Source organism: Streptomyces sp. Y2F8-2, assembly GCF_014905555.1.
GTDB lineage: Bacteria > Actinomycetota > Actinomycetes > Streptomycetales > Streptomycetaceae > Streptomyces > Streptomyces cynarae.
Genome location: NZ_BNGS01000003.1, coordinates 647,236 through 668,987, shown reverse-complemented (window position 1 = coordinate 668,987; position 21,752 = coordinate 647,236). Strand labels below are relative to the sequence as shown.

Below are 21,752 nucleotides of genomic sequence, written 5' to 3'. Positions count from 1 at the left end.
CGAACTTTCAGCGCGTGTCAATGTGACGAGAGCTGCCACCGTCAACTCCCGGGATACGGCCAGGGATTGGGAAGGCAGTGGATTCCGTCGTGGTCGAGGAACTTGGTCTGCTGCTGCATGACCGGGGCGAGCTCGCCGTTCTTGTCGCAGGTCACATGGCCGTAGCCGAGGCGGTGGCCGACCTCGTGGTTGATCAGCATCTGACGGTAGGCGTGAATTTCGTCACCGTAGGTCGTCGAGCCCTGCGCCCAGCGATAGGCGTTGATCATCACGCGCTCGGTGGAGGCGGAGTCGCAGGAGACGTTGTCCTCCGTGGTGTCGAGACCCGACTTCGCGCACCAGGCGGCGGTGGTGCCGGGGCTGGCGAGCGTGATCACGAAGTCGGGCTTGCCGGAGTGGATGCGCTCGAAGGTACGGGCGCCGTTGTGCGCCCAGCTCCGGTCGTCGTTCAGGGTCTTCTGCACTGCCTGGGCGAAGAGTTCGCCGTCCAGACCGAGGCCGTTCTCGACGTCCACGCGGTAGGTGTACTTCCGTCCGGTGCCGGGCGCCTTGGCGGCGCCGGGGACCGCGGAGAACGTCCCGGGTCCCTTCAGCGTGGCGCTGAGCGGGTACGTCCTGTCCATCGCCTGCTCGTACGTCAGCGGCGTCGCGCCGGGCGAGACGGAGGCGGTGGGCTCGGCGCCGGTGACCGGGCCGGAGGTGCCGCGGGCCTGGCCGGTGGCGGTCCGGGACGGTGCGGCGGCGCGGTGCTGTCCGGCGAGGAACTGGCCGGCGACGACGACCGCGATCACGGTGGTCACGGCGGCGGCCACGATCCCGGCGTAGGAACGACCCCTGCCGCCCCTGCCGCGTGCGGCCTCACCGGTCCCGGTGGGCACCTCCTCGGCTTGCGCGCCGGTCTCCTCGGTCTGCGCGCCGGGGTGGCGTTCGTCGGTGAGGGGTGCGTGCGGGGCGCGAACGGTGCGACGCGGCGTGAAGACGTCGTCGCCCTCGTCGAAGGCGTCGAGGTACTCCTGACGGGGGCCGGGCTGCGACCGCTGCCGCGGGATACGGGGCACGGCACCTCGGCCCGGTACGTCCTGGACCGTGCCGACCGTGAAGTCACCCCAGGCGCCGCCGCCTTCGCGGTGCTCCGGGTGATCGCCGCGGGCCTGAAGGGCACCGTCGGGAAGGCGGGGCACGCCATGTGCGGGGGTGCCGTCGGCGAACCGCGGGACGCCTCGGGCGGGCGTCCCGTCGGCCGTACGACGCGCGCCGCCGACCGCCGCACCCCGCGGCGAACCCTCCGCCGCGGATATGCCCGGCACCACCTCCGTGTCACCGTTCGCCCTGTCGTCCCGCCCCTTGCGGCTGTGTCGTCCCACGCCGCGTCTCAGCTCCTCGTGTCCGCCGTGCCGGTGTCGTCGCTCGCCGCGTCCTGCAGGGAGGTCACGGTGTCCTGCGTGGAGGTCCCGGCGCCCTGCGTGGAGGTCCCGGTGGACATCCCGCCCGTCGCCGCCGTGCCCCCGCTCGCCGAGCCCGCGCCCGACTCGCCCGTGTCCGTGAGGAGCTGGCGGATCGCCGCAGCCACCACGTCCGGGTACTCCATCATCGCGACATGCCCCGCCTCGGGCAGGGTCAGCAGGCGGGAGTCGCGGAAGGCGCGGGCCGCGCGCTGGGCCATGCGGAACGACACCAGCTGGTCCCGGCCGCCGTAGACGAGCAGCGTCGGGGCGAGGACCCGCTCCGCCTGGCGCCACAGCCCGTGCTGTCCGCCCAGCGTGTAGGCGTTCACGATGCCGCGTGCCGAGCGCGCCATCGCGTCCCAGAAGTAGGGCAGCCTCAGCCGCCGCTCCATCTCCTCCACCGCGTTGCGGAAGCCCTCCGGCGTGACCCGTCCGGGGTCGCCGTAGCACAGCGCCATGACCCCGCAGACGCGCTGTTCGGCCGTCCACTCCTTGGTGTACCGGGTGAACAGGGCGGCGACTCCGGGCAGCGCGAGCAGGCCCGTCGGGACGGCGCCCCGCTGGATGAGGATCTCGGGGAGCGCGGGCGAGACGAGCGTGAGCGTGCGCACGAGATCGGGGCGGACGGCCGCCACGCGCGTGGCGACGGCCCCGCCCATCGAGTTGCCGAACAGGTGCACGGGACCGCGTCCGGCCGCGTCGAGATAGCGGATGACCGCGCGCGCGTGCCCGGTGACGGAGTAGTTGCCGTCGTCCGGCGGCGGCGAGTCGCCGAAGCCCGGCAGATCGACGGCCTCGCCGTCGACGTGCCCGTCGAGCAGCGCCATCAGCGCCGACCAGTTCTGGGAGGAACCCCCGAGCCCGTGGACGTACAGCGCGGGCGGCAGCCCCTCGTGCCGCGGTGGTCTCGACCGCACCGTCAGCGTGATCCCGGGCAGCGCCACCGACCTGAGCCGCTCGCCTTCCTCGACCCTGACGGGTGCCACCTTCGGGAGAACATTGGCGGCCGCGACGGACGGCAACTCGGTCGGAGACATGCGGCAATGTTACGAGACGATCACGTAGTGGTTCGTGTGTTCGCTGTCACAACGGCCGGGGTCCGCCCATCGCATCAGGTCGGGCGGGCCCTGCGTGAAGCGTTCCGTGCCGCACGCGAAGCCTCTCACCACACATAGCGTCCGGTTCCCGTGTCTCCTAGGCTCGTAGCAGGGCACCCGCACATGGACCCCGCCTCTTCAGGGACGTTCCAGAAGTTCCAGGAGTTCTAGGAAGGGAGCCCATCATGGCCGTAGACCCCACTGATCCCGAGACGTTCGAGGACGAGGCGAACGACGCCGCCGAACTCGACGTGGAGGCCCCGGAGAACGACGCCGCCGAACAGCACGCCGAACTGACCCCCGAGCGGGACGAGACCCCGACCGGGGACGACATCCTGCGCGCCAACGAGGCGGACCTCGCGGAGCAGGCGCGCATCGTCGCCCTCGACGAGGACGACTACCGGTGAGCGCCCGGAGGGTCGCCAGATCGGTGAGGTACGACGACCACGCCCGGCGACGGAGCGAGTACGTACGGTGAGCAGTCGCGAGCCGTCACGCGGGCCGGGGGCGTTCGTTCGCCCTCCCTGCCCGTGTATGGCGCGTTCCGCACGGCTTTCGCCACCGTCCGGTCCGTGAAATTCTGCGTTCGCACCGCGCACAGCAGGGTTACCGAAAAGTACGATGGCGGCGCGGCGCACACCGCATGTGGACGATTTTGGGAGGCGGCGTGACAGCCATCGAGCAGACAGAGGCGGCACGCCCGCGGGGCACGCGCCTGCCGCGCCGTGCCCGACGGAACCAGCTGCTGGGCGCCGCGCAGGAAGTCTTCGTGGCGCAGGGCTACCACGCGGCCGCGATGGACGACATCGCCGACCGCGCCGGCGTCAGCAAGCCGGTGCTCTACCAGCACTTCCCGGGCAAGCTCGACCTCTATCTGGCCCTGCTGGACCAGCACTGCGAGGCCCTGCTGCAGGCCGTGCGGAACGCGCTGGCGTCGACGACCGACAACAAGCAGCGCGTACGGGCCACGATGGACGCGTACTTCGCGTACGTGGAGGACGACGGCGGTGCCTTCCGGCTGGTGTTCGAGTCCGACCTGACGAACGAGCCCGCCGTGCGCGAGCGCGTCGACAAGGTCGCGAACGAATGCGCGGAGGCCATCTGCGACGTGATCGCCGAGGACACCGGCCTGTCGCGGGCCGAGTCGATGCTGCTGGCCTCGGGGCTCGGCGGCCTGGCCCAGGTGGTGGCGCGCTCCTGGCTGCACAGCGACCGCAGCGTGCCGCGCGAGCAGGCGGTGCAGCTGCTGACCTCGCTGGCGTGGCGGGGCATCGCGGGCTTCCCGCTGCACGGGAGCGAACAGCACCACTGACCCCTCGGGCACCGATCGACAGCCGTACGGCCCCGTCCGGACACCACCGGGCGGGGCCGTACGGCTGTTTTGTTCCCGGCGGGTGTTCGCTCCTGGCGTGCCGGAGCGGAGCGTGTACGTCCCCTCACCGGGCTAATGTGTGCTGGTACGGCGCGGACGGCCGCGCACATCACTGACCGTCGGAGGGACAAAGCCGTGGAGGTCAAGATCGGCGTGCAGCACGCGCCCCGCGAGATCGTTCTGGAGAGCGGGCAGAGTGCCGAGGAGGTCGAGCGCGTCGTGTCCGAGGCGCTGGCCGGCAAGTCGCAGCTGCTGTCCCTTGTGGACGAGCACGGCCGCAAGGTCCTGGTCCCGACCGAGCGTCTCGCCTACGTGGAGATCGGCGAGCCCACCCCGCGCAAGGTGGGTTTCGGCGCGCTGTAGTTCCGGACGGAGCAGCGGAAGGGGCCCGGCGGTCGGTGTACCGCCGGGCCCCTTCCGCTGACCGGGGAGCGTGCCGCTCGGGAAACACTCAGACGGAGCACATCTGGCCCACAGCGGATGATTGTGTTCCGCGCACCGCGGGTAATACCGGCTACGACCGATTTGCCCAGGCAGCAGCCGTGCGGGAGGGACCTCGTCATGCTCTTGGAAGCGCTCGGCTCCGCCGTCCTCGGGCTCGCCCTGGCATGGGTGGCCGCACGCCGGCTGCCGCACCGTCTGCCCAGCCGTGTCCTGGTGCTGTCGACGGGTGCGGTGGGGGCGCTCTTCGGGGCGTTCCTCACCCACAGCGCGCTGGGCCCGGCGGGTCTCGTGGTGATCCTGGCCGGGGCGCTGGTGGTCTCGGCGGCGTCACTGTCCCTGCTGGTGAGGCCCGCGGAAAGATTTCGCCGCCGCTCGGCGACGGCCTGAGGGCCGCCGCCGGGGCCGACCCGAAGCCGGCCGCCGCAGACGGCGACGGCCGGGGCACCTGTGGTGAGGGGGCGCGTGGCGCGCGCCGTACGGCCGACCGTCGCCGACGCGTGCGGTGACGGCCGGACACACAGCGGGCTCGGCCCGGGGCACCCCGGCGGTCGGCGGCTTCAGGCAGCCAGCCCCAGCGCCGCCATCCGCTTCGTGTGGGCCTCCGTGATCCGGGAGAACATCCTGCCGACCTCCGCGAGGTCGAAGCCGTCCGCCACACCGCCCACCAGCATGGTGGACAGCGCGTCCCGGTCGGCCACCACCCGCTGGGACTGCGACAGCGCCTCGCCCATCAGCCGCCGTGCCCACAGGGCGAGCCGGCCGCCCACGCGCGGCTCGGCGTCGATCGCGGCGCGCACCTTCTCCACCGCGAAGTCGGCGTGCCCGGTGTCGTCGAGGACGGCCAGGACGAGTTCGCGCGTGTCGGTGTCGAGGCGGGCCGCGACCTCCCGGTAGAAGTCACTGGCGATCGAGTCGCCCACATACGCCTTGACGAGCCCCTCCAGCCAGTCGGAGGGCGCCGTCTGCCTGTGGAAGCTGTCGTACGCCGCCACGAACGGCTCCATCGCCTCCGTGGGCTCGGCCCCGATCTCCTTCAGCCGGTCCCGGATCCGCTCGAAGTGGTGGAACTCGGCGGACGCCATCTTCGCCAGTTCCGCCTTGTCCGTCAGCGTGGGCGCGAGCTTCGCGTCCTCCGCGAGCCGCTCGAACGCCGCCAGCTCCCCGTACGCGAGCGCGCCCAGCAGGTCCACGATCGCGGCACGGTACTGCGGGTCGGCGGAGGCGGTCGCCCAGTCCTGGGCGGCCACTCCGGTGGGTCCGGCGGGGGCCTCGGGGCTGTCGGGGGCGTTGTCAGGCGTCGTCATGAAGCGCACAATAGCCCGCTCACCGCCGCCTGGAAGTCCCTGGTCAATCAGTGTGATGACGGCTACGTGACCGAATCGGCCACCGCGAGTGCGCGATTCCGGGGTATGGTGGTAATGCGCCTGCTGAGTGCGTACGTCTATGGAGACGACGTATCTCGACGGGCCGCATGTATGAGGATGCCCGGTCGGTGGCCCGATCGGCTCCGACCCGACAGCCCTCCTCGGGCGTACGGCACCTGGCGTACGCGTTCGGAGGGACCCTCAGCGGTACGAGCGCTGGAGCGTCGGCGTGGTCCCGTGCCACAGGCCCGTCCCCCAAGCAGGCCGACGTCATCCGGCACGGTCACGACCCCCGCGCTCGCCTCGCGCCGCCCACACAGAAGAGGCAGCACCCTGACTACGACTTTTCGAGAACTCGGAATCCTTCCCGAGACAGCCGAGGCCCTGGAAGCCGTCGGCATCATCAATCCCTTTCCCATCCAGGAGATGACGCTCCCCGTAGCCCTCTCCGGCACCGACGTCATCGGTCAGGCCAAGACCGGTACCGGTAAGACGCTGGGCTTCGGACTCCCGCTCCTCGAGCGTGTCACCGTCCCCGCCGACGTGGAGGCCGGCCGCGCGAAGCCCGAGGCGCTCACCGACGCGCCGCAGGCGCTCGTCGTGGTCCCCACGCGCGAGCTGTGCACCCAGGTCACGAACGACCTGCTGACCGCGGGCAAGGTGCGGAACGTACGGGTCGCCGCGATCTACGGCGGCCGGGCCTACGAGCCCCAGGTGGAGGCCCTGAAGAAGGGCGTCGACGTGGTCGTCGGCACCCCCGGCCGACTCCTCGACCTCGCCGGTCAGAAGAAGCTGAACCTGAAGCACGTCAAGTGCCTGGTGCTCGACGAGGCCGACGAGATGCTCGACCTCGGCTTCCTGCCCGACGTCGAGAAGATCATCGACATGCTGCCGCCCAAGCGGCAGACCATGCTGTTCTCGGCCACCATGCCGGGCGCGGTCATCGGCCTGGCGCGTCGCTACATGTCCCGGCCCACGCACATCCGCGCCACCGCGCCGGACGACGAGGGCGCGACGGTCGCGAACATCAAGCAGTTCGTCTACCGCGCGCACTCCATGGACAAGCCGGAGATGGTCGCCCGCATTCTGCAGGCAGAGGGCCGCGGACTGGCGATGATCTTCTGCCGTACCAAGCGCACGGCCGCCGACATCGCCGAGCAGCTGCAGCGCCGTGGCTTCGCCTCCGGCGCGGTCCACGGCGACCTCGGCCAGGGCGCCCGCGAGCAGGCCCTGCGCGCCTTCCGCAACGGGAAGGTGGACGTCCTCGTCTGCACCGACGTCGCCGCGCGCGGCATCGACGTCGAGGGCGTGACCCACGTCATCAACTACCAGTCCCCCGAGGACGAGAAGACGTACCTGCACCGGGTCGGCCGTACCGGCCGCGCGGGCGCCAAGGGTACGGCGATCACGTTCGTCGACTGGGACGACATCCCGCGCTGGCAGCTGATCAACAAGGCGCTGGAGCTGGACTTCAACGACCCGGTGGAGACGTATTCGAGCTCCCCGCACCTGTTCTCCGACCTCGGCATCCCCGAGGGCACCAAGGGCGTTCTGCCGCGCTCGGAGCGGACCCGCGCCGGGCTCGAGGCGGAGGAGCTCGAGGACCTCGGCGAGACGGGCGGCCGGGGCTCGCGCGGCCGCCGCTCCCCGGACGCGTCCGCGCAGGGAGAGCGTCCGGCGCGTACGCCGCGCCGTCGGCGCCGTACGCGCAGCGGTACGCCGCTGGACTCGTCGGCCACCACGGACACCACCACCACGAACACGGCCGCGACGGACACGGCCGAGTCGGCGGAACGCCGCACCCCCCGCCGACGCCGCCGTATGCGCGGCGGTGCGCCGGTGGAGGCGACAGCGGCACCGGTGACGCCGGTGACCGCGGAGACGGCCGCGCCGGAGGCCACGGAGGCGGCGGAGACGGCCGTGGAGACGGTCGAGGCCACGGAGACGAAGCCGCGCCGCCGTCGCACCCGCAAGACGGCCGAGCCCGTCCCGGCCGCGCCCGAGGCCACCGCCGCGACGGAAGCGACCCCGGCAGCCGCCGAGACCGCCGTGGACACCGCGGAGGCCGCAGAGGCCAAGCCCCGCCGCCGCACCCGCAAGACCGCGGAAGCGGCACCGGTCGCCGACACCGCGACCGAGGCGACCGAGGCGACCGAGGCCAAGCCGCGTCGGCGTACCCGCAAGGCCGCCGAGACGGTCCCGGCCCCCGAGACCGCGAGCGAGGCCACGGAGGCCGTGGACACCGCCGAAGCCACGGAGGCCAAGCCCCGCCGCCGCACCCGCAAGACCGCGGAAGCGGCACCGGTCGCCGACACCGCGACCGAGGCGACCGAGGCGACCGAGGCCAAGCCGCGTCGGCGTACCCGCAAGGCCGCCGAAGCCGGCGTCGAGACGGTCGAGGGCGTGGCGGCACAGGGCGAGGCTCCGGCCAAGCCGCGGCGTACGCGCAAGACGGCGGAGGCCGCGCCCACGGAGGACACCGAGGCCAAGCCGCGGCGTACCCGTAAGGCCGCCGAGGCGGCTGTGGACACCGTGGAAGCCGTCGAGGCCAAGCCGCGCCGCCGTACCCGCAAGGCCGCCGAGGCCGCCCCGGAGGCTGCCGTGGACGGTGCGGAGGTCGCCGCCGAGGTCACGCCCCGACGCCGTACCCGTAAGGCCGCCGAGGCCGCGATTCCCGCGCAGGCCGCCGACGAGCCCGAGGCCGAGCCCCGGCGCCGTACGCGGAAGGCCGTCGCGGCAGAGGCCGAGATCCCGGCGCAGGCGGACGACGTCGCGGAGGCCAAGCCGCGCCGCCGCACGCGCAAGGTCGCGGAGCCCGTGGAGGGCTGACACGCGCGGTAGGCCACGGCACTGATCATCGATGGCCCGCACCTGTCACACACAGGGGCGGGCCATCGGTGTTCTCTCCGCCCGGTACCCTCACCCCCATGAGCCGTCCCCCCAGCTTCACCCCGCCCCCCGGCGTCCGTGCGCGCCGGCTCGCCACCGAGCGGGGGGAGTTCGCCGTGCTCGAGGCCGACGCGGTGACGGCGCGGGTGAAGGGGACCGCCCTGCTGCTGCCCGGTTTCACCGGCAGCAAGGAGGACTTCCTCCTCCTCCAGCCGCTTCTCGCGGCGGCCGGGTACCGGACTGTCGCCGTCGACGGGCGAGGGCAGTACGAGTCCCCCGGACCGAAGGACGACGAGGCACCGTACGCGCAGGCCGAGCTGGCACGGGACGTGATCGCGCAGGCGCACGCCGTCGGCGCGCCGGTGCATCTGCTCGGGCACTCCCTCGGCGGCCAGATCGCCCGGGCCGCCGTCCTCCTCGACCCCTCCGTGTTCGTCTCGCTCACCCTGATGGCCTCGGGCCCCGCCCAGATCTCCCTCCCCCAGCAGCAGCGTGTCAAGCTGCTGCACGACGCCCTCGCCGTCCTGGACATGGCCGGGGTCTGGGACGCCATCCAGGCCTTCGAACCGCCGGAGGACATCGACGCCGGAGACCTCGACGAGGGGCTCTCCGACGGGGAGGACCTGCGCCGCCGCTGGCTGAGCAACAGCCCCGCCCAGCTCCTCGCCACGGGCCGTCAGCTGTGCGAGGAGCCCGACCGCGTGGCCGAACTGGCCGCCGTCGGCCTGCCCGTGCACGTCCTGTCCGGCGACCGCGACGACACCTGGCCCGTCCCGCTGCTGGACGACATGGCGGACCGCCTCGGCGCTCACCGCACCGTCGTCCCGCACGCGGAGCACTCCCCCAACACCGACCAGCCGGAGGGGACGGCCCACGCCCTCGCCGACTTCTGGGACCGGCTCGTCTGAGACCTTGGGACTCCCCCTCTAGTACTGCGCCTGCAGGTGCTCCCAGAAGCCGTCGCGCAGGGCGCGGCGCAGGTCCGCCTGGCCGCGCAGCGAGTACTGCAGCAGACCCTCCGCCTCCACCAGCAGATCCTGGTCGATGGACCCGGGCAGGTACGGGTGGCCGGGCAACAGCTCCGCCAGCGAGTCCCGGCCGCGCTCGGCGAGCCACTTGGCGGCGACCTGCGCGCCCACGAACCGGACGTCGTCGCGAGTGGGGCGGGCGGTGGAGGAGGGCTCGTAGGTCGCGGCCGTGCGGCGGCTCACATACGGCTTGAAGAAGTCGAGTTCGAGGGTGCGCTGGCTATCGACCTCCCACAGCAGCGGTTCCGCCTGGTTGCGGCCCTCCGGCGCCTCGATGCCCCACAGGTGCACCCGGGCCCCGTACCCCTGTGCGGCCTCCACCGCCGACACCAGGTCCTCGTCGCCGCCGATGAGCGCCGCGTCGCTGATCGCGCGGTGCCGGGCGAGTGACTCGAGGTCGGTCCGGATCAGGGAGTCGACGCCCTTCTGCTGGTTGTTGGCGTTGAGATTGCCGAGCCGTACCTTCACATCCGGGAGTTCGGCGATGGACTGCTGTTCGGCGGTGTGGATGCGGCGTCTCGCGCCGTCGTACCAGTACACGCGCAGCAACCGGCTGTCCGCGAAGACCTGGCGCGCCTTGTCGATGAGGGCGTCGATCAGACCCTCGGCGTCGAGGTCGAAGGCCCGGCGGTCCTCGGTGCCGGCGATGAGCCGTCCGGCGGCGGCGTACAGGTAGCCGGCGTCGACGAAGATCGCATGAGTCGAGGGCGTCTTCGCCACCTCGGCGAGCATGCGCTGGAGCAGCTCGTTCGTTCGGTCGATGCGGGCGCCGAGCGCCGCCAGGTCGTCGTTCATATGCCTCCATTCTCCCGGCGGTCACGCTGCGAATACAACCGATCCCAATCAGTGCACCATGAACCGAAACCGGCCGTCGACCCAGTCGATTACCAGTCAGTAATTAGCGACTCGAAAAATTTCCTTAGCGTAGGGAATGTTTGTAACAAGCATCCCGTTGACTACTCACAGGAGAGGGGCACAGACGCTCCGCGCTCCGCTCGCCAGTAGTTCTCCGCAGGAGGATGACCAGACGAAGGGAGAAGCCCATGCGCTTCGAAATCATGCGACTCGACGATGTCGACGGTACCCCCGTGGACACCACCGTCGTGGACGCCGCCTCCGTCAACCAGATCGTTCAGCAGGCCGCGGCCATAGGGCAGCGGCTGTGGATCCGCCCGGCCGAGACGACCGCGTCGTAACGGCACAGACGACACTCGCTGCGTATACGACCTGCGTATACACGTAGACGACTTCGGAGCCCCGTACGGCATCGTGCCGTACGGGGCTCCGCGCGTTCCGGGCCCGGTCCGGCCCCTCAGGTTCCGTGGACGACCCGGGTGACCCCGTTGATGATCTGCTGCACGGCGATCGCGGAGAGCATCATGCCCGCGAGCCGGGTCACGAGGACCACTCCGCCGTCCTTGATGACGCGGATGATCAGCAGTGAGTAGCGCATGACCAGCCACAGCACGACGTGGATCGCGAGGATCGCCGTCCACACCGACACCTGGGTGCTCACGCTGTCCGCCTTCTGCACCGCGAGGATCACCGAGACGATCGCCCCCGGTCCGGCCAGCAGCGGCATGCCGAGCGGCACCAGGGCCACGTTGACGTCCTTGGTCTGCTTCGGCTCGTCCGTCTTGCCGGTCAGCAGGTCGAGGGCGATCAGCAGGAGCAGCAGCCCGCCCGCGATCATCAACGCGGGCACGGAGACATGCAGGTAGTTCAGGATCTGGTGGCCGAGCACACCGAACACGGCGATGACGCCGCCGGCCACACAGACGGCCTGGAAGGCCATGCGTTTCTGCACCTTGGCGGGGCGACCGGCGGTGAGCGCGAGGAAGATCGGGGTGATCCCGGGGGGATCCATGATCACGAACAGGGTCAGGAAGAGGGAACCGAAAACGGCGACGTCGAACATGGGTGCCTTGCGATGAGGTACGGACGAGCAACGAGCATGCGGCTGCGGGCGTCCCGCGGCCGCCGGGTGCCGTCGCCGCGCGTGGAGGCGCGCGACGGCTGGACACGGCGGCGGGCGCCGGGTGCCTGGAAAAGGGGGGAAGGGGGGAGCTACGGCAGGATCAGGCGTTGCGGGGTCCGCCGGTGCCCGGGACGGGGAACGCCCCGGTGGCCCGCCGGATGATCTCCCCGTACACCTCCGGGTCGGTGGTGTACTCGCCGAGCACGCACGTCTTGCGGCTGCCGTGGTAGTCGGAGGAGCCGGTGACCAGCAGGCCCAGCTCGGCGGCGAGGCCGCGCAGCCGGGCCCGGGTCGCCGGGTCGTGGTCCATGTGGTCGACCTCGATGCCGTCGAGCCCGGTGGCGGCGAGGTCCGCGATGGCGGACTCCGGGACGGTCCGTCCGCGCTTGGAGGCGGCCGGGTGCGCGAAGACGGTCACTCCGCCCGCGGCCTTGACCAGCCGGATCGCCTCGAAGGGGTCGGTCTCGTGCTTCTGCACGTACGCGCGCCCGCCGTCTGCCAGCCACTCGGGCGTGAACGCGTCCGAGACGCTCCCGACGACGCCGAGTTCCACCAGGGCGGAGGCGATGTGCGGCCGTCCGACCGAGCCGTCACCGGCGATGCGGGCCACCTGCTCCCAGGTGACCGGCACGCCCAGCTCCCGCAGCTTGGCGATCATGGCGTGGGCGCGCGGCACGCGGTCGTCCCGCACCAGCTCGCGCTCGGCGAGCAGGTCGGGCTCGTCGGGGTCGAAGAGGTAGGCCAGCATGTGCATGCTGATGCCGTCGTACCGGCAGGAGAGTTCGGCGCCCGTGAGGAGGGTCAGCCCCGCGGGCAGCGCCTCGATCGCCTCCGCGTGGCCGCGGGTGGTGTCGTGGTCGGTGAGCGCGACGACGTCCAGTCCGGCGGCAGCGGCGTTCCGCACCAGCTCGGCCGGGGTGTCCGTACCGTCGGATGCGGTGGAGTGAGTGTGCAGGTCGATGCGCACGACACGTACTCCAGGCGGTGACGGGACGGAAGGGGACGCTCAAGGATAACGGCAGTTCCGGGACCCCTGTCACACCCGCACGACGGCTGCGCCCCCTACGGCGTCCCCCAGCCTCCGGTGGCTCGTGTCAGGGCTCGAGCAGGCGCGGCGACAACGCCCCGATCGGCAGGAGATCGACCTCCGCCCCCGCGTCCCGCAGGTCCGTCAGGACGATCTCGTCGTACATCAGCAGGCCCGACTGTTCCGGCCAGACGACCGCCCACAGCCACAGGCCGCGCGCCTCGCCCGCGAACACCGCGCGGTCGCCGGGGACGCCCGAGACATGCCACAGGGGCGTGGGGCGGCCGACGGCGAGCACCTTGACCTGAGGCGGCTTCTCCACGTTCATGTACGGACCCGGGTCCGGCCCGTCGATGCCCGCGTACCGCGCACCGAGCCCGACCCCCAGTTCCTCCGCGACCAGGATCAGCTCGCCCATGCCGCCGAGCGGCCCGGGACCCGAGCAGGCCACGGCCGTGGCGCGGCCGCCACTGCGGTCGTCGCCCGCGTAGGCCACACCCGTGAAGAGCCAGCCGACCGGCAGCGGCCACGGCATCCACACCGGCACCCGGGCACGGTGCACCACGACGCTGAGGGCCTCGACGCTGGGCGGGATCACGGGCTGCAGCGGATGCACGGTGCCGTGCACATCGCACTGCCAGGAGTCGGCAAAGAGTCCGGGAGCCCTGACCCGGCCACCGCACTTCGGGCAACTGGGTTCGCCCCTCATAGGCTCCCACGGTCCTCCCCGTCCCGCGTCGCGTCAAGGACGATCACCCGTCCGGCGTGTACCCCCACGCCCGCTTCACCCGCGCCGACTAGATGGTAGTTGCACTAATTAGATCTGCTAACTTAATATGTGTATAAGCCAACCATATGGAGCCACGACTCTGCGAGGACAACATGAAGAGCACCACAGGAGGAGAACCCGCCACAGCTGCCGACGTGGACCCGTTCGACGCGGGAGCCGGCAGCATCCTGCGGCAGCCGAAGGCCGTGTGGGCGACCGCCGGAGCGTCCGTCGTGGCGTTCATGGGCATCGGACTCGTCGACCCGATCCTGCCGTCCATCGCGAAGGGCCTGCAGGCGACACCCAGCCAGGTCTCCCTGCTGTTCACCTCGTACTTCCTGATCACCGCCATGGCGATGCTGGTCACCGGCTTCGTCTCCAGCCGCATCGGCGGCCGCAGGACCCTGCTGCTCGGCCTCGCCTTCGTCGTCGTCTTCGCGGGCCTGGCGGGCACCTCGGACTCGGTCGCCCAGCTCGTCGGCTTCCGGGCCGGCTGGGGCCTCGGGAACGCGCTCTTCGTCTCCACGGCCCTCGCCGTGATCGTCGGCGCGGCGGCCGGAGGCAGCGCCGCGGCCATCCTGCTGTACGAGTCCGCGCTCGGCCTCGGCATGGCCTGCGGCCCGCTGCTGGGCGCGCTGCTCGGGAACGTCAGCTGGCGCTACCCGTTCTTCGGTACGGCCACGCTGATGGCGATCGGCTTTCTGTGCATCACGGCGTTCCTGAAGGAGCAGCCGAGGCCCGCGCGGAAGACCTCGCTCCTGGACCCGATCAAGGCGCTGGGCCACGGCGGCCTCGCCTCCGCGGCGGTCTCGGCGTTCTTCTACAACTACACGTTCTTCACCGTGCTGGCCTTCACGCCCTTCGTGCTGAACATGACGCCGTACACATCGGGTGCCGTGTTCTTCGCCTGGGGTGTGCTGCTCGCCGTCTTCTCGGTGATCGTGGCTCCGCGCATGCAGGAGCGCTTCGGCTCGCTGAAGGTGCTCGGCGGTTCGCTGGTGCTGCTCGCGGCGGACGTGGCCGTGCTCGGCTACGGCGACCACACCACCGCGATCGTCTGCACGATCCTGTCCGGCGCGTTCATCGGGGTGAACAACACGGTCTACACGGAGCTGGCTCTCGGCGTCTCGGACGCGCCGCGCCCGGTGGCGAGCGCCGGTTACAACTTCGTGCGGTGGTTCGCGGCCGCTGCCGCGCCCTATTTCGCGCCGAAGATCGAGGAGTGGAGCGACATCCACATGCCGTTCGTGGCGGGGGCGGCGACGGCGCTTCTCGGGGCGGTCGTGGTCCTCGTGCGGCGCAGGGCGCTCACCGGCGAGGCCGAGGAGTTGGAGAGGCGGCACGCGACCGAGGACGGTGTCACGGTCTTCGCCAAGTGACCGTTGCCGGGCGGGCGTTGGTGAGCTTGCTCACCCCCGGCCTCAGTCCAGCGGGACGGACCTGCGGGAGGGATCCCTCAGGTCCGTCCCGTTCGTCAGCCAGCGTTCCTGAAGGGCCCCTGCGCCGTGCACCCGCTTCCAGGCGGCCTCGTTCGGCGTCATCGGCAGCAGCGGCAGGAACCGTACGGGATCCAGCGGCTCGTCGAGTTCCAGGTCCTCGACCAGGCCACCGGGCTCGGCCACCAGGACGGAGGTGAACGGGGCGCCGGGCCACAGCGGTTGACCCACCTCCAGCGACGCGCCGGGGGCCACGACAACGCCCTCGACCTGCGGGGACGCGGCGAGCACGGCGAGCGGGCGGAGCACCTTGTCGGTGTCGGCGAGGCCGCCGCGCACGGAGAGGACCAGCTCGGCGCGGGGTCCCTTCACGGGGTCGGCGAGCATCGCGGTGGGGTCCGCCATGGGCTGTGCGGACATGCCGAGGGTGGCGTAGCGGACGATGTCGCCCTCGTGGAAGCGGAGCACCTCGATGCGGTCCGTGCCGAGGAAGGTGACCGCCGCGCGCGCGTCCGGTTCACCCAGCGCGGTGCGCAACCGGGCCTCGACCAGAGGAAGAACATCAACCATGCGGCGAGCATAGAACTCGTCAGCACCGGGCAAAGCGGCGCCTTGACACTTCTGTCGGCTGATACTCTTGGTCGGTGGTTTCGGGCAGCACGCAGTAGGGGTACCTCCCAGGCCCTCAAGGCACTGGGAACCCTGTCAGGCCCGGCACCCATGAGACTCCCCTAAGGGGGCACCCTCTAATCAGGGTATGGATCGTCCCTCACCAGGGACCGGCCGGAGGAGGTGGGGCTGTCATGGATCGAAGTCGACCGTGCAGTACCACCCGCTCTTCCAGCCGCTGACGCAGCTGTTCTGACTCCCGTCGGCTGCCACCTCTCGCATCTCGCGTTCGCGTCGCCACGGAAGAGCACTTCGTTTCGCTTTGCCTGATCTGTCTGATCTCAGTCAGTAGCTGAATCAGCAGCGAAGCCCGCCACCGTGACGGTGCGGTGCTCCCCGCTTTGTGGACGTGCCAAACCTCCGCAGCCAGGACGTCCCCATTCCGGGTAGTTCCACCCGTTTTTCGTGGCCTTTCGCTGCTCGTTGCGAAGGAGCCCTGCCATGTCGATGATCCGTGACCTGCGCGCCGTGGTCCGCCCGTCCCGCACCTCCCCGCGGCAGGACAACGGCGCGTACGACACCACGCGTGACCCCGCGACCCCGTCCGCCGTCGTCGACTGCGCCGTCTACCGTGACGGCGTCCGCGTCCAGACGCAGGCGCCGCTCTCCCCGCACGAGGCGATGCGGCTGGTGCGGCGCGACGGAGGGTTCGTGTGGATCGGGCTGCACGAGCCGACCGAGGCCGAATTCGCCGGTATCGCCCGCGAGTTCGGGCTGCACCCGCTGGCCGTCGAGGACGCGGTGCAGGCTCACCAGCGGCCCAAGCTGGAGCGGTACGACGACTCGCTCTTCACCGTCTTCAAGACCGTCCACTACGTCGACCACGACCAGCTGACCGCCAACAGCGAGGTCGTCGAGACCGGCGAAGTCATGTGCTTCACCGGGCGGGACTTCTTCATCACGGTCCGGCACGGCGGGAAGGGCTCGCTCAGGACGCTGCGGCACCGGCTTCAGGACGAGCCCGGACTGCTCTCCAAGGGCCCCTCCGCGGTGCTGCACGCGATCGCCGACCACGTCGTCGACGGGTACATCGCGGTGGCGGACGCGCTGCAGGACGACATCGACGAGGTGGAGACCGAGGTGTTCTCGCCGGGCCGCAAGGGCACGCCGCGAGGCACGGACGCCGGCCGGATCTACCAACTCAAGCGCGAGGTGATGGAGTTCAAGCGGGCGGTGGCGCCGCTGCTGCGGCCGATGCAGCTGCTGAGCGAGCGGCCGATGCGGCTGATCGACCCGGACATCCAGAAGTACTTCCGCGACGTCGCCGACCACCTCGCCCGCGTCAACGAGCAGGTGCTGGGCTTCGACGAACTGCTGAACTCGATCCTCCAGGCCAACCTGGCGCAGGCGTCCGTCGCCCAGAACGAGGACATGCGGAAGATCACCGCGTGGGCGGCGATCATCGCCGTGCCGACGATGGTGTGCGGGGTGTACGGCATGAACTTCACGTACATGCCCGAGCTGCACTGGAAGTACGGCTACCCGGCGATCATGGGCATCACGGTGGGCATCTGCGTGGGCATCCACCGCATGCTGAAGCGGAACGGATGGCTGTGAGCGGCCCCACTAGGCTGGGCGTATGACAAGCGAGCTGCTCGAGAAGGCCCTGGTCGAGGAGGCCACGAAGAAGTCCGGGCTGATCTGGGTCCAGGGCGCGGCGCCGGCCGCGGCCGCGCGTGCGTTGTGGCACGTGTGGTACGAGGGCGCGGCGTGCGTCGTGGGCGACGGACCCGGCGAGCAGCCGCTGCCCGGCCTGGTGGACGGCGGGGACGCGGTCGTGACGGTGCGCAGCAAGGACAAGGGCGGCCGGATCGTCACCTGGCCCGCGCGGGTGGTGGAGTTGGCGCCGGGGTCCCCCGAGTGGGAGGGCGCGGTCGCGGAGCTGAAGGGCAAGCGGCTGAACGCGTCCGACGGGGAGGAGATGCCGGAGCGGTGGCGCCGGGAGTGCCGGGTGCTCCGCCTTGAGCCGCGGGGCACGACGGTGCCGCTGCCGTCCGACTCCCAGGCCGCGCGACCGGTCCCGACCTCGGCCACGACCCGCCGCCCGATCCCGGCGGCGCTGCCGCGGCTGCTGCGGCGCAAGCGGACGTAGCCGCGGGGGCCGTGCGCAGCTTCGGCGGCTGCCCGCAGCGGTGGCCAGTGCCGCGGCAGCCGCGGCACCAGGGCCTCTCGTTTGGATCATGCCGGGCTCACGGAGCCTGGCACCGCTTCCTGATCCGGCCTGATTCAAACGAAAGACCCTAGGAGGACGGCAGTTGCTTCCCGTAGTCCACCGTCTCCCCCTTCGGCGGTTCCGTCAGCGTGAAGTCCTTCCCCCATTCCGACAAGCGGAGCGTTCCCGCGTTGCCGGCGCGGACCAGGAGCAGGGGGTAGGGGCTTCCCTCCAGGGAGACGTCCAGGCTGCCGCCGGCGCCCTTGTCGCCGGTGATGCGGATCGTGCGGACGCCGTTCTGCTCGTGGTGGCCGTCCGTCGTCAGCGCGCCGTGCAGCGTGAGGAGCCCGTCCAGCAGGACGTCCTTGTCGGTGAAGCCGCTGAAGCGCTGGTAGGCCGGGTCCCCCGTCGGCACCTTCACGTACTTCCCGTCCAGCTTGCCCGCCGCGGCCGCCGAGCCCCCGCCGTCCCCCGAGCCGTCCTGCTGGTTCCAGAACGCCGCGTCGGCCTTCAGGAACAGGTGCTTGCCCACCCGCAGCAGCCGGAACGTTGCGTTCTTCGAGGTGACCGACCCGCTGCCGCCCTCCCCCTTCAGCCGCATGTCCAGTGTGTAGGTGCCGCCGTTGCTGACGACGGTGCCGGACAGATGGACCGACGGCGCCGACTCGGCCGCCGTACGCGTCCGGCTCTGGATCTTGTCGGCGGGCAGTTTGCCGACCCCGTTGGTCCCGGCGTCCGGGTCACCGCCGCCGCACCCCGCGAGACCCGCCCCCGTCACGACCAGCGCGCACATCGCGCGCACCAGCGCGGCCCTGCGGGTACGGCCCTGGGGAATGACGGTCACAGGCGGGGCCACCTCTCATACGGGAGTCCTCATCGGCGTACCGCAGAGTACCGGTGCCCGGGAGGCCTTCCGGAGCCGGTCCATCCGCACCCCCCGCCAGGGCGCGGCGCACCGGGACGGGCTAGCCTGAAGCCCACGCGAGCGGACAAAACAGCAGGAAAAGGAGGCGCGGGCATGGCCGCGAGCGCCCCTCGGATCTTCGTCTCACACCTGGCCGGAGTCGCCGTCTTCGACCCCACCGGCGACCAGGTGGGGCGCGTGCGCGATCTGGTCGTCATGTTGCGGGTGGGACGGCGCCCCCCGCGACTGCTGGGCCTGGTCGTCGAACTCGTCACCCGCCGCCGTATCTTCCTGCCCATGACCCGGGTGACCGGCATCGAGTCGGGCCAGGTCATCACCACCGGCGTGCTCAACGTGCGCCGCTTCGAGCAGCGGCCCACCGAGCGGCTCGTCTTCGGGGAGCTGCTCGACCGGCACGTCACCCTCGTCGAGACGGGCGAGGAGGTCACCGTCCTCGACCTGTCCGTGCAGCAGCTGCCGGCCCGCCGCGACTGGGAGATCGACCGGGTCTTCGTACGCAAGGGGAAGAGCGGCACGTTCCGGCGCAGCAAGGGCGAGACGCTGACGGTGGAGTGGTCGGCGGTCACGGGGTTCTCCCTGGAGGAGCACGGACAGGGCGCCGAGAGCCTGCTGGCCACCTTCGAACAGCTCAGGCCCGCCGATCTCGCCAACGTCCTGCACCACCTGTCCCCCAAGCGCCGCGCCGAGGTCGCCGCCGCCCTCGACGACGACCGGCTCGCCGATGTACTCGAAGAGCTCCCCGAGGACGACCAGATCGAGATCCTCGGCAAGCTGAAGGAGGAACGCGCCGCGGACGTCCTGGAGGCGATGGACCCGGACGACGCCGCCGACCTGCTCGCCGAGCTGCCGGAGGAGGAGAAGGAGCGGCTGCTGAGCCTGATGCAGCCCGCCGACGCCGCCGACATGCGCCGTCTGATGGCGTACGAGGAGAAGACCGCGGGCGGCCTGATGACCACCGAGCCGATCGTGCTGCGGCCCGACGCCACCGTCGCCGACGCGCTCGCCCGGGTCCGCAACCCCGACCTGTCCCCCGCGCTCGCCGCGCAGGTGTACGTCTGCCGTCCGCCGGACGAGACGCCCACCGGCAAGTACCTGGGGACCGTGCACTTCCAGCGGCTGCTGCGGGACCCGCCCTACACGCTGGTCAGCTCGCTCGTCGACGACGACCTGCAGTCGCTCGCCCCGGACGCGCCGCTGCCCGTGGTGGCCGGGTTCTTCGCGGCCTACGACATGGTCGCGGCGCCCGTCGTCGACGAGTCCGGCTCGCTCCTCGGCGCGGTGACCGTGGACGACGTACTGGACCACATGCTCCCCGACGACTGGCGCGAGACGGAGTTCCACCTGAACCAGGAGGGGGTCAGCGATGACGCCTGACCGCGAGAAGCTCCCCTCCGGCGCGACCGCCGCCACCCGGCGCCTCCGGCTCGACCAGCCGCAGCCACGGCGCGTCCGCCTGGTGCCGGAGTGGGACCCGGAGGCCTTCGGGCGCCTGTCGGAGCGCATCGCGCGCTTCCTGGGCACCGGGCGGTTCATCGTCTGGATGACCGCCGTCATCATCGTGTGGCTGGGCTGGAACATCACCGCCCCGGCTCACCTGCGCTGGGACCCGTACCCGTTCATCTTCCTGACGCTGGTGCTGTCGCTGCAGGCCTCCTACGCCGCCCCGCTGATCCTGCTCGCGCAGAACCGCCAGGACGACCGCGACCGGGTGAACCTGGAGCAGGACCGCAAGCAGAACGAGCGGTCGATCGCGGACACCGAGTACCTGACCCGCGAGATCGCCGCGCTGCGCTCGGGCCTCGGCGAGGTCGCCACCCGGGACTGGATACGCTCCGAACTCCAGGACCTGATGAAGGAGCTGGAGGACCGGCGGCGTTCCGACGGGCATGTCGTATTCCCGGCGGAACGGGCGCACGGACGTGACGTAGACGACCGCTGAAGGGCTTACCCCGGCCACCGCGGCGCGCCGTACCATCTCCTTATGGCTACGGAAGACGCGGTGCGCGAAGCGCTGGCGACGGTGAACGACCCCGAGATCCATCGACCCATCACCGAGCTGGGAATGGTCAAATCGGTGGAGATCGGTGCGGACGGAGCGGTCGCGGTCACCGTGTACCTGACGGTCTCCGGATGCCCGATGCGCGACACGATCACGCAGCGCGTGACCGAGGCCGTCTCGCGCGTCGAGGGCGTCACCCGCGTCGACGTCACGCTCGACGTGATGAGTGACGAGCAGCGCCGCGAACTGGCGACCGCGCTGCGCGGCGGCCAGGCCGAGCGCGAGGTCCCCTTCGCCAAGCCGGGCTCGCTCACCCGCGTGTACGCGGTGGCCTCCGGCAAGGGCGGCGTCGGCAAGTCCTCGGTGACGGTGAACCTGGCGGCGGCGATGGCCGCCGACGGCCTGAAGGTCGGTGTCGTGGACGCCGACATCTACGGCCACAGCGTGCCGCGCATGCTGGGCGCGGACGGCCGCCCCACCCAGGTCGAGAACATGATCATGCCGCCGTCCGCGAACGGCGTGAAGGTCATCTCGATCGGCATGTTCACCCCGGGCAACGCCCCGGTCGTCTGGCGCGGCCCGATGCTGCACCGCGCGCTCCAGCAGTTCCTCGCGGACGTGTACTGGGGCGACCTGGACGTGCTGCTGCTCGACCTGCCCCCCGGCACGGGCGACATCGCCATCTCCGTGGCCCAGCTGATCCCGAACGCCGAGATCCTGGTCGTGACGACCCCGCAGCAGGCGGCCGCCGAGGTGGCCGAGCGGGCGGGCTCGATCGCCGTGCAGACGCACCAGAAGATCGTGGGCGTGGTCGAGAACATGTCCGGCCTGCCCTGCCCGCACTGCGGCGAGATGGTCGACGTCTTCGGCACGGGCGGCGGTCAGCTGGTCGCCGACGGCCTCACCCGCACGACGGGTGCGACGGTCCCGGTCCTCGGCAACATCCCCATCGACGTCCGCCTGCGCGAGGGCGGCGACGAGGGCAAGCCGGTGGTCCTCACGGACCCGGACTCCCCTGCGGGCTCGGCCCTGCGCGCGATCGCGGGCAAGCTCGGCGGACGGCAGCGGGGCCTGGCGGGGATGTCGCTGGGGATCACGCCGAGGAACAAGTTCTAGTCCCAGGGCTCGTACGACGAGGGGGCGCCGTCACACCGACGG

The 21,752-nt window shown here is 71.3% G+C and carries 22 protein-coding genes; 13 read left to right on the top strand and 9 right to left on the bottom strand.

The genetic code is table 11. The features are described 5' to 3' along the window. Positions 1-41: 41 nt before the first annotated feature. Positions 42-1,364, bottom strand: coding sequence for a DUF3152 domain-containing protein (locus SY2F82_RS13055; RefSeq protein ID WP_374707150.1), 1,323 nt, complete (start codon positions 1,362-1,364; stop codon positions 42-44). Positions 1,365-1,372: 8 nt separating this feature from the next. Beyond that, positions 1,373-2,482, bottom strand: a complete 1,110-nt coding sequence (locus tag SY2F82_RS13050; RefSeq protein WP_200419169.1) for an alpha/beta fold hydrolase — start codon at positions 2,480-2,482, stop codon at positions 1,373-1,375. A 245-nt stretch (positions 2,483-2,727) separates the two neighbouring features. Between SY2F82_RS13050 and SY2F82_RS13045 the strand changes: the two genes are divergently transcribed. The 4 genes from SY2F82_RS13045 (at position 2,728) to SY2F82_RS13030 (ending at position 4,745) form a co-directional block, all read left to right on the top strand. Further along, positions 2,728-2,949, top strand: a complete 222-nt coding sequence (locus SY2F82_RS13045) for a hypothetical protein (protein WP_200419168.1) — start codon at positions 2,728-2,730, stop codon at positions 2,947-2,949. A 260-nt stretch (positions 2,950-3,209) separates the two neighbouring features. Further along, positions 3,210-3,854 (top strand): TetR/AcrR family transcriptional regulator, encoded by a 645-nt coding sequence (locus tag SY2F82_RS13040; protein ID WP_200419167.1) that lies wholly within the window; start codon positions 3,210-3,212, stop codon positions 3,852-3,854. A gap of 195 nt (positions 3,855-4,049) precedes the next feature. Beyond that, positions 4,050-4,277, top strand: a complete 228-nt coding sequence (locus SY2F82_RS13035) for a DUF3107 domain-containing protein (protein ID WP_103843673.1) — start codon at positions 4,050-4,052, stop codon at positions 4,275-4,277. A gap of 198 nt (positions 4,278-4,475) precedes the next feature. Beyond that, positions 4,476-4,745: a hypothetical protein gene (locus SY2F82_RS13030; protein ID WP_200419166.1), complete on the top strand. Its 270-nt coding sequence runs from the start codon at positions 4,476-4,478 to the stop codon at positions 4,743-4,745. Between the two features lie 170 nt (positions 4,746-4,915). On the opposite strand, the gene SY2F82_RS13025 is transcribed toward SY2F82_RS13030, so the two are convergent. Further along, positions 4,916-5,662: a ferritin-like fold-containing protein gene (locus SY2F82_RS13025; RefSeq protein ID WP_200419165.1), complete on the bottom strand. Its 747-nt coding sequence runs from the start codon at positions 5,660-5,662 to the stop codon at positions 4,916-4,918. A 486-nt stretch (positions 5,663-6,148) separates the two neighbouring features. Here SY2F82_RS13025 and SY2F82_RS13020 point away from each other — a divergent pair, with 486 nt between their 5' ends. Continuing rightward, the gene (locus SY2F82_RS13020; RefSeq protein ID WP_236041388.1) at positions 6,149-8,551 is read left to right on the top strand and encodes a DEAD/DEAH box helicase; all 2,403 of its coding nucleotides are present in this window, start codon (positions 6,149-6,151) and stop codon (positions 8,549-8,551) included. A gap of 98 nt (positions 8,552-8,649) precedes the next feature. Then, on the top strand, positions 8,650-9,519 hold the full coding sequence (locus SY2F82_RS13015) for an alpha/beta fold hydrolase (protein WP_200419164.1): 870 nt from the start codon (positions 8,650-8,652) through the stop codon (positions 9,517-9,519). 18 nt (positions 9,520-9,537) lie between these two features. On the opposite strand, the gene SY2F82_RS13010 is transcribed toward SY2F82_RS13015, so the two are convergent. Continuing rightward, the gene (locus SY2F82_RS13010; protein ID WP_200419163.1) at positions 9,538-10,434 is read right to left on the bottom strand and encodes an NYN domain-containing protein; all 897 of its coding nucleotides are present in this window, start codon (positions 10,432-10,434) and stop codon (positions 9,538-9,540) included. Between the two features lie 248 nt (positions 10,435-10,682). On the opposite strand from SY2F82_RS13010, the gene SY2F82_RS13005 reads away from it, so the two are divergent. Beyond that, on the top strand, positions 10,683-10,835 hold the full coding sequence (locus SY2F82_RS13005; protein WP_200419162.1) for a hypothetical protein: 153 nt from the start codon (positions 10,683-10,685) through the stop codon (positions 10,833-10,835). A gap of 116 nt (positions 10,836-10,951) precedes the next feature. On the opposite strand, the gene SY2F82_RS13000 is transcribed toward SY2F82_RS13005, so the two are convergent. The 3 genes from SY2F82_RS13000 to SY2F82_RS12990 form a co-directional block, all read right to left on the bottom strand. Continuing rightward, the gene (locus SY2F82_RS13000; RefSeq protein WP_200419161.1) at positions 10,952-11,557 is read right to left on the bottom strand and encodes a MarC family protein; all 606 of its coding nucleotides are present in this window, start codon (positions 11,555-11,557) and stop codon (positions 10,952-10,954) included. A gap of 160 nt (positions 11,558-11,717) precedes the next feature. Then, entirely contained in the window at positions 11,718-12,584 is an 867-nt protein-coding gene (locus SY2F82_RS12995) for a PHP domain-containing protein (protein ID WP_200419160.1), read from the bottom strand. A gap of 127 nt (positions 12,585-12,711) precedes the next feature. After that, entirely contained in the window at positions 12,712-13,353 is a 642-nt protein-coding gene (locus SY2F82_RS12990; protein WP_200419159.1) for a DUF6758 family protein, read from the bottom strand. Positions 13,354-13,526: 173 nt separating this feature from the next. Between SY2F82_RS12990 and SY2F82_RS12985 the strand changes: the two genes are divergently transcribed. After that, the gene (locus tag SY2F82_RS12985) at positions 13,527-14,792 is read left to right on the top strand and encodes an MFS transporter (RefSeq protein WP_200419158.1); all 1,266 of its coding nucleotides are present in this window, start codon (positions 13,527-13,529) and stop codon (positions 14,790-14,792) included. 42 nt (positions 14,793-14,834) lie between these two features. Here the strand turns inward: SY2F82_RS12985 and SY2F82_RS12980 are convergent, their stop codons facing one another. Next, positions 14,835-15,419, bottom strand: a complete 585-nt coding sequence (locus SY2F82_RS12980) for a suppressor of fused domain protein (protein ID WP_200419157.1) — start codon at positions 15,417-15,419, stop codon at positions 14,835-14,837. Positions 15,420-15,959: 540 nt separating this feature from the next. Between SY2F82_RS12980 and SY2F82_RS12975 the strand changes: the two genes are divergently transcribed. Together SY2F82_RS12975 and SY2F82_RS12970 are read left to right on the top strand one after the other, a co-directional pair. After that, positions 15,960-17,075 (top strand): magnesium and cobalt transport protein CorA, encoded by a 1,116-nt coding sequence (locus SY2F82_RS12975; protein ID WP_200419156.1) that lies wholly within the window; start codon positions 15,960-15,962, stop codon positions 17,073-17,075. A gap of 22 nt (positions 17,076-17,097) precedes the next feature. Continuing rightward, positions 17,098-17,610 carry a hypothetical protein gene (locus SY2F82_RS12970; RefSeq protein WP_200419155.1) on the top strand — a complete coding sequence of 171 codons (513 nt, stop codon included), beginning with the start codon at positions 17,098-17,100 and terminating at the stop codon, positions 17,608-17,610. 148 nt (positions 17,611-17,758) lie between these two features. On the opposite strand, the gene SY2F82_RS12965 is transcribed toward SY2F82_RS12970, so the two are convergent. After that, the gene (locus tag SY2F82_RS12965) at positions 17,759-18,514 is read right to left on the bottom strand and encodes a hypothetical protein (RefSeq protein WP_200419154.1); all 756 of its coding nucleotides are present in this window, start codon (positions 18,512-18,514) and stop codon (positions 17,759-17,761) included. Between the two features lie 174 nt (positions 18,515-18,688). Between SY2F82_RS12965 and SY2F82_RS12960 the strand changes: the two genes are divergently transcribed. Genes SY2F82_RS12960 through SY2F82_RS12950 form a run of 3 tightly spaced genes read left to right on the top strand, consistent with a single transcriptional unit; the run spans position 18,689 to position 21,710 of the window. Beyond that, positions 18,689-19,969, top strand: coding sequence for a magnesium transporter MgtE N-terminal domain-containing protein (locus SY2F82_RS12960; RefSeq protein ID WP_200419153.1), 1,281 nt, complete (start codon positions 18,689-18,691; stop codon positions 19,967-19,969). Continuing rightward, positions 19,959-20,534: a DUF1003 domain-containing protein gene (locus SY2F82_RS12955; RefSeq protein WP_200419152.1), complete on the top strand. Its 576-nt coding sequence runs from the start codon at positions 19,959-19,961 to the stop codon at positions 20,532-20,534. Before SY2F82_RS12960 ends, SY2F82_RS12955 begins: the two co-directional genes overlap by 11 nt. A 42-nt stretch (positions 20,535-20,576) precedes the next feature. After that, positions 20,577-21,710, top strand: coding sequence for an Mrp/NBP35 family ATP-binding protein (locus SY2F82_RS12950; RefSeq protein ID WP_200419151.1), 1,134 nt, complete (start codon positions 20,577-20,579; stop codon positions 21,708-21,710). The last annotated feature ends 42 nt before the right edge of the window (positions 21,711-21,752 follow it).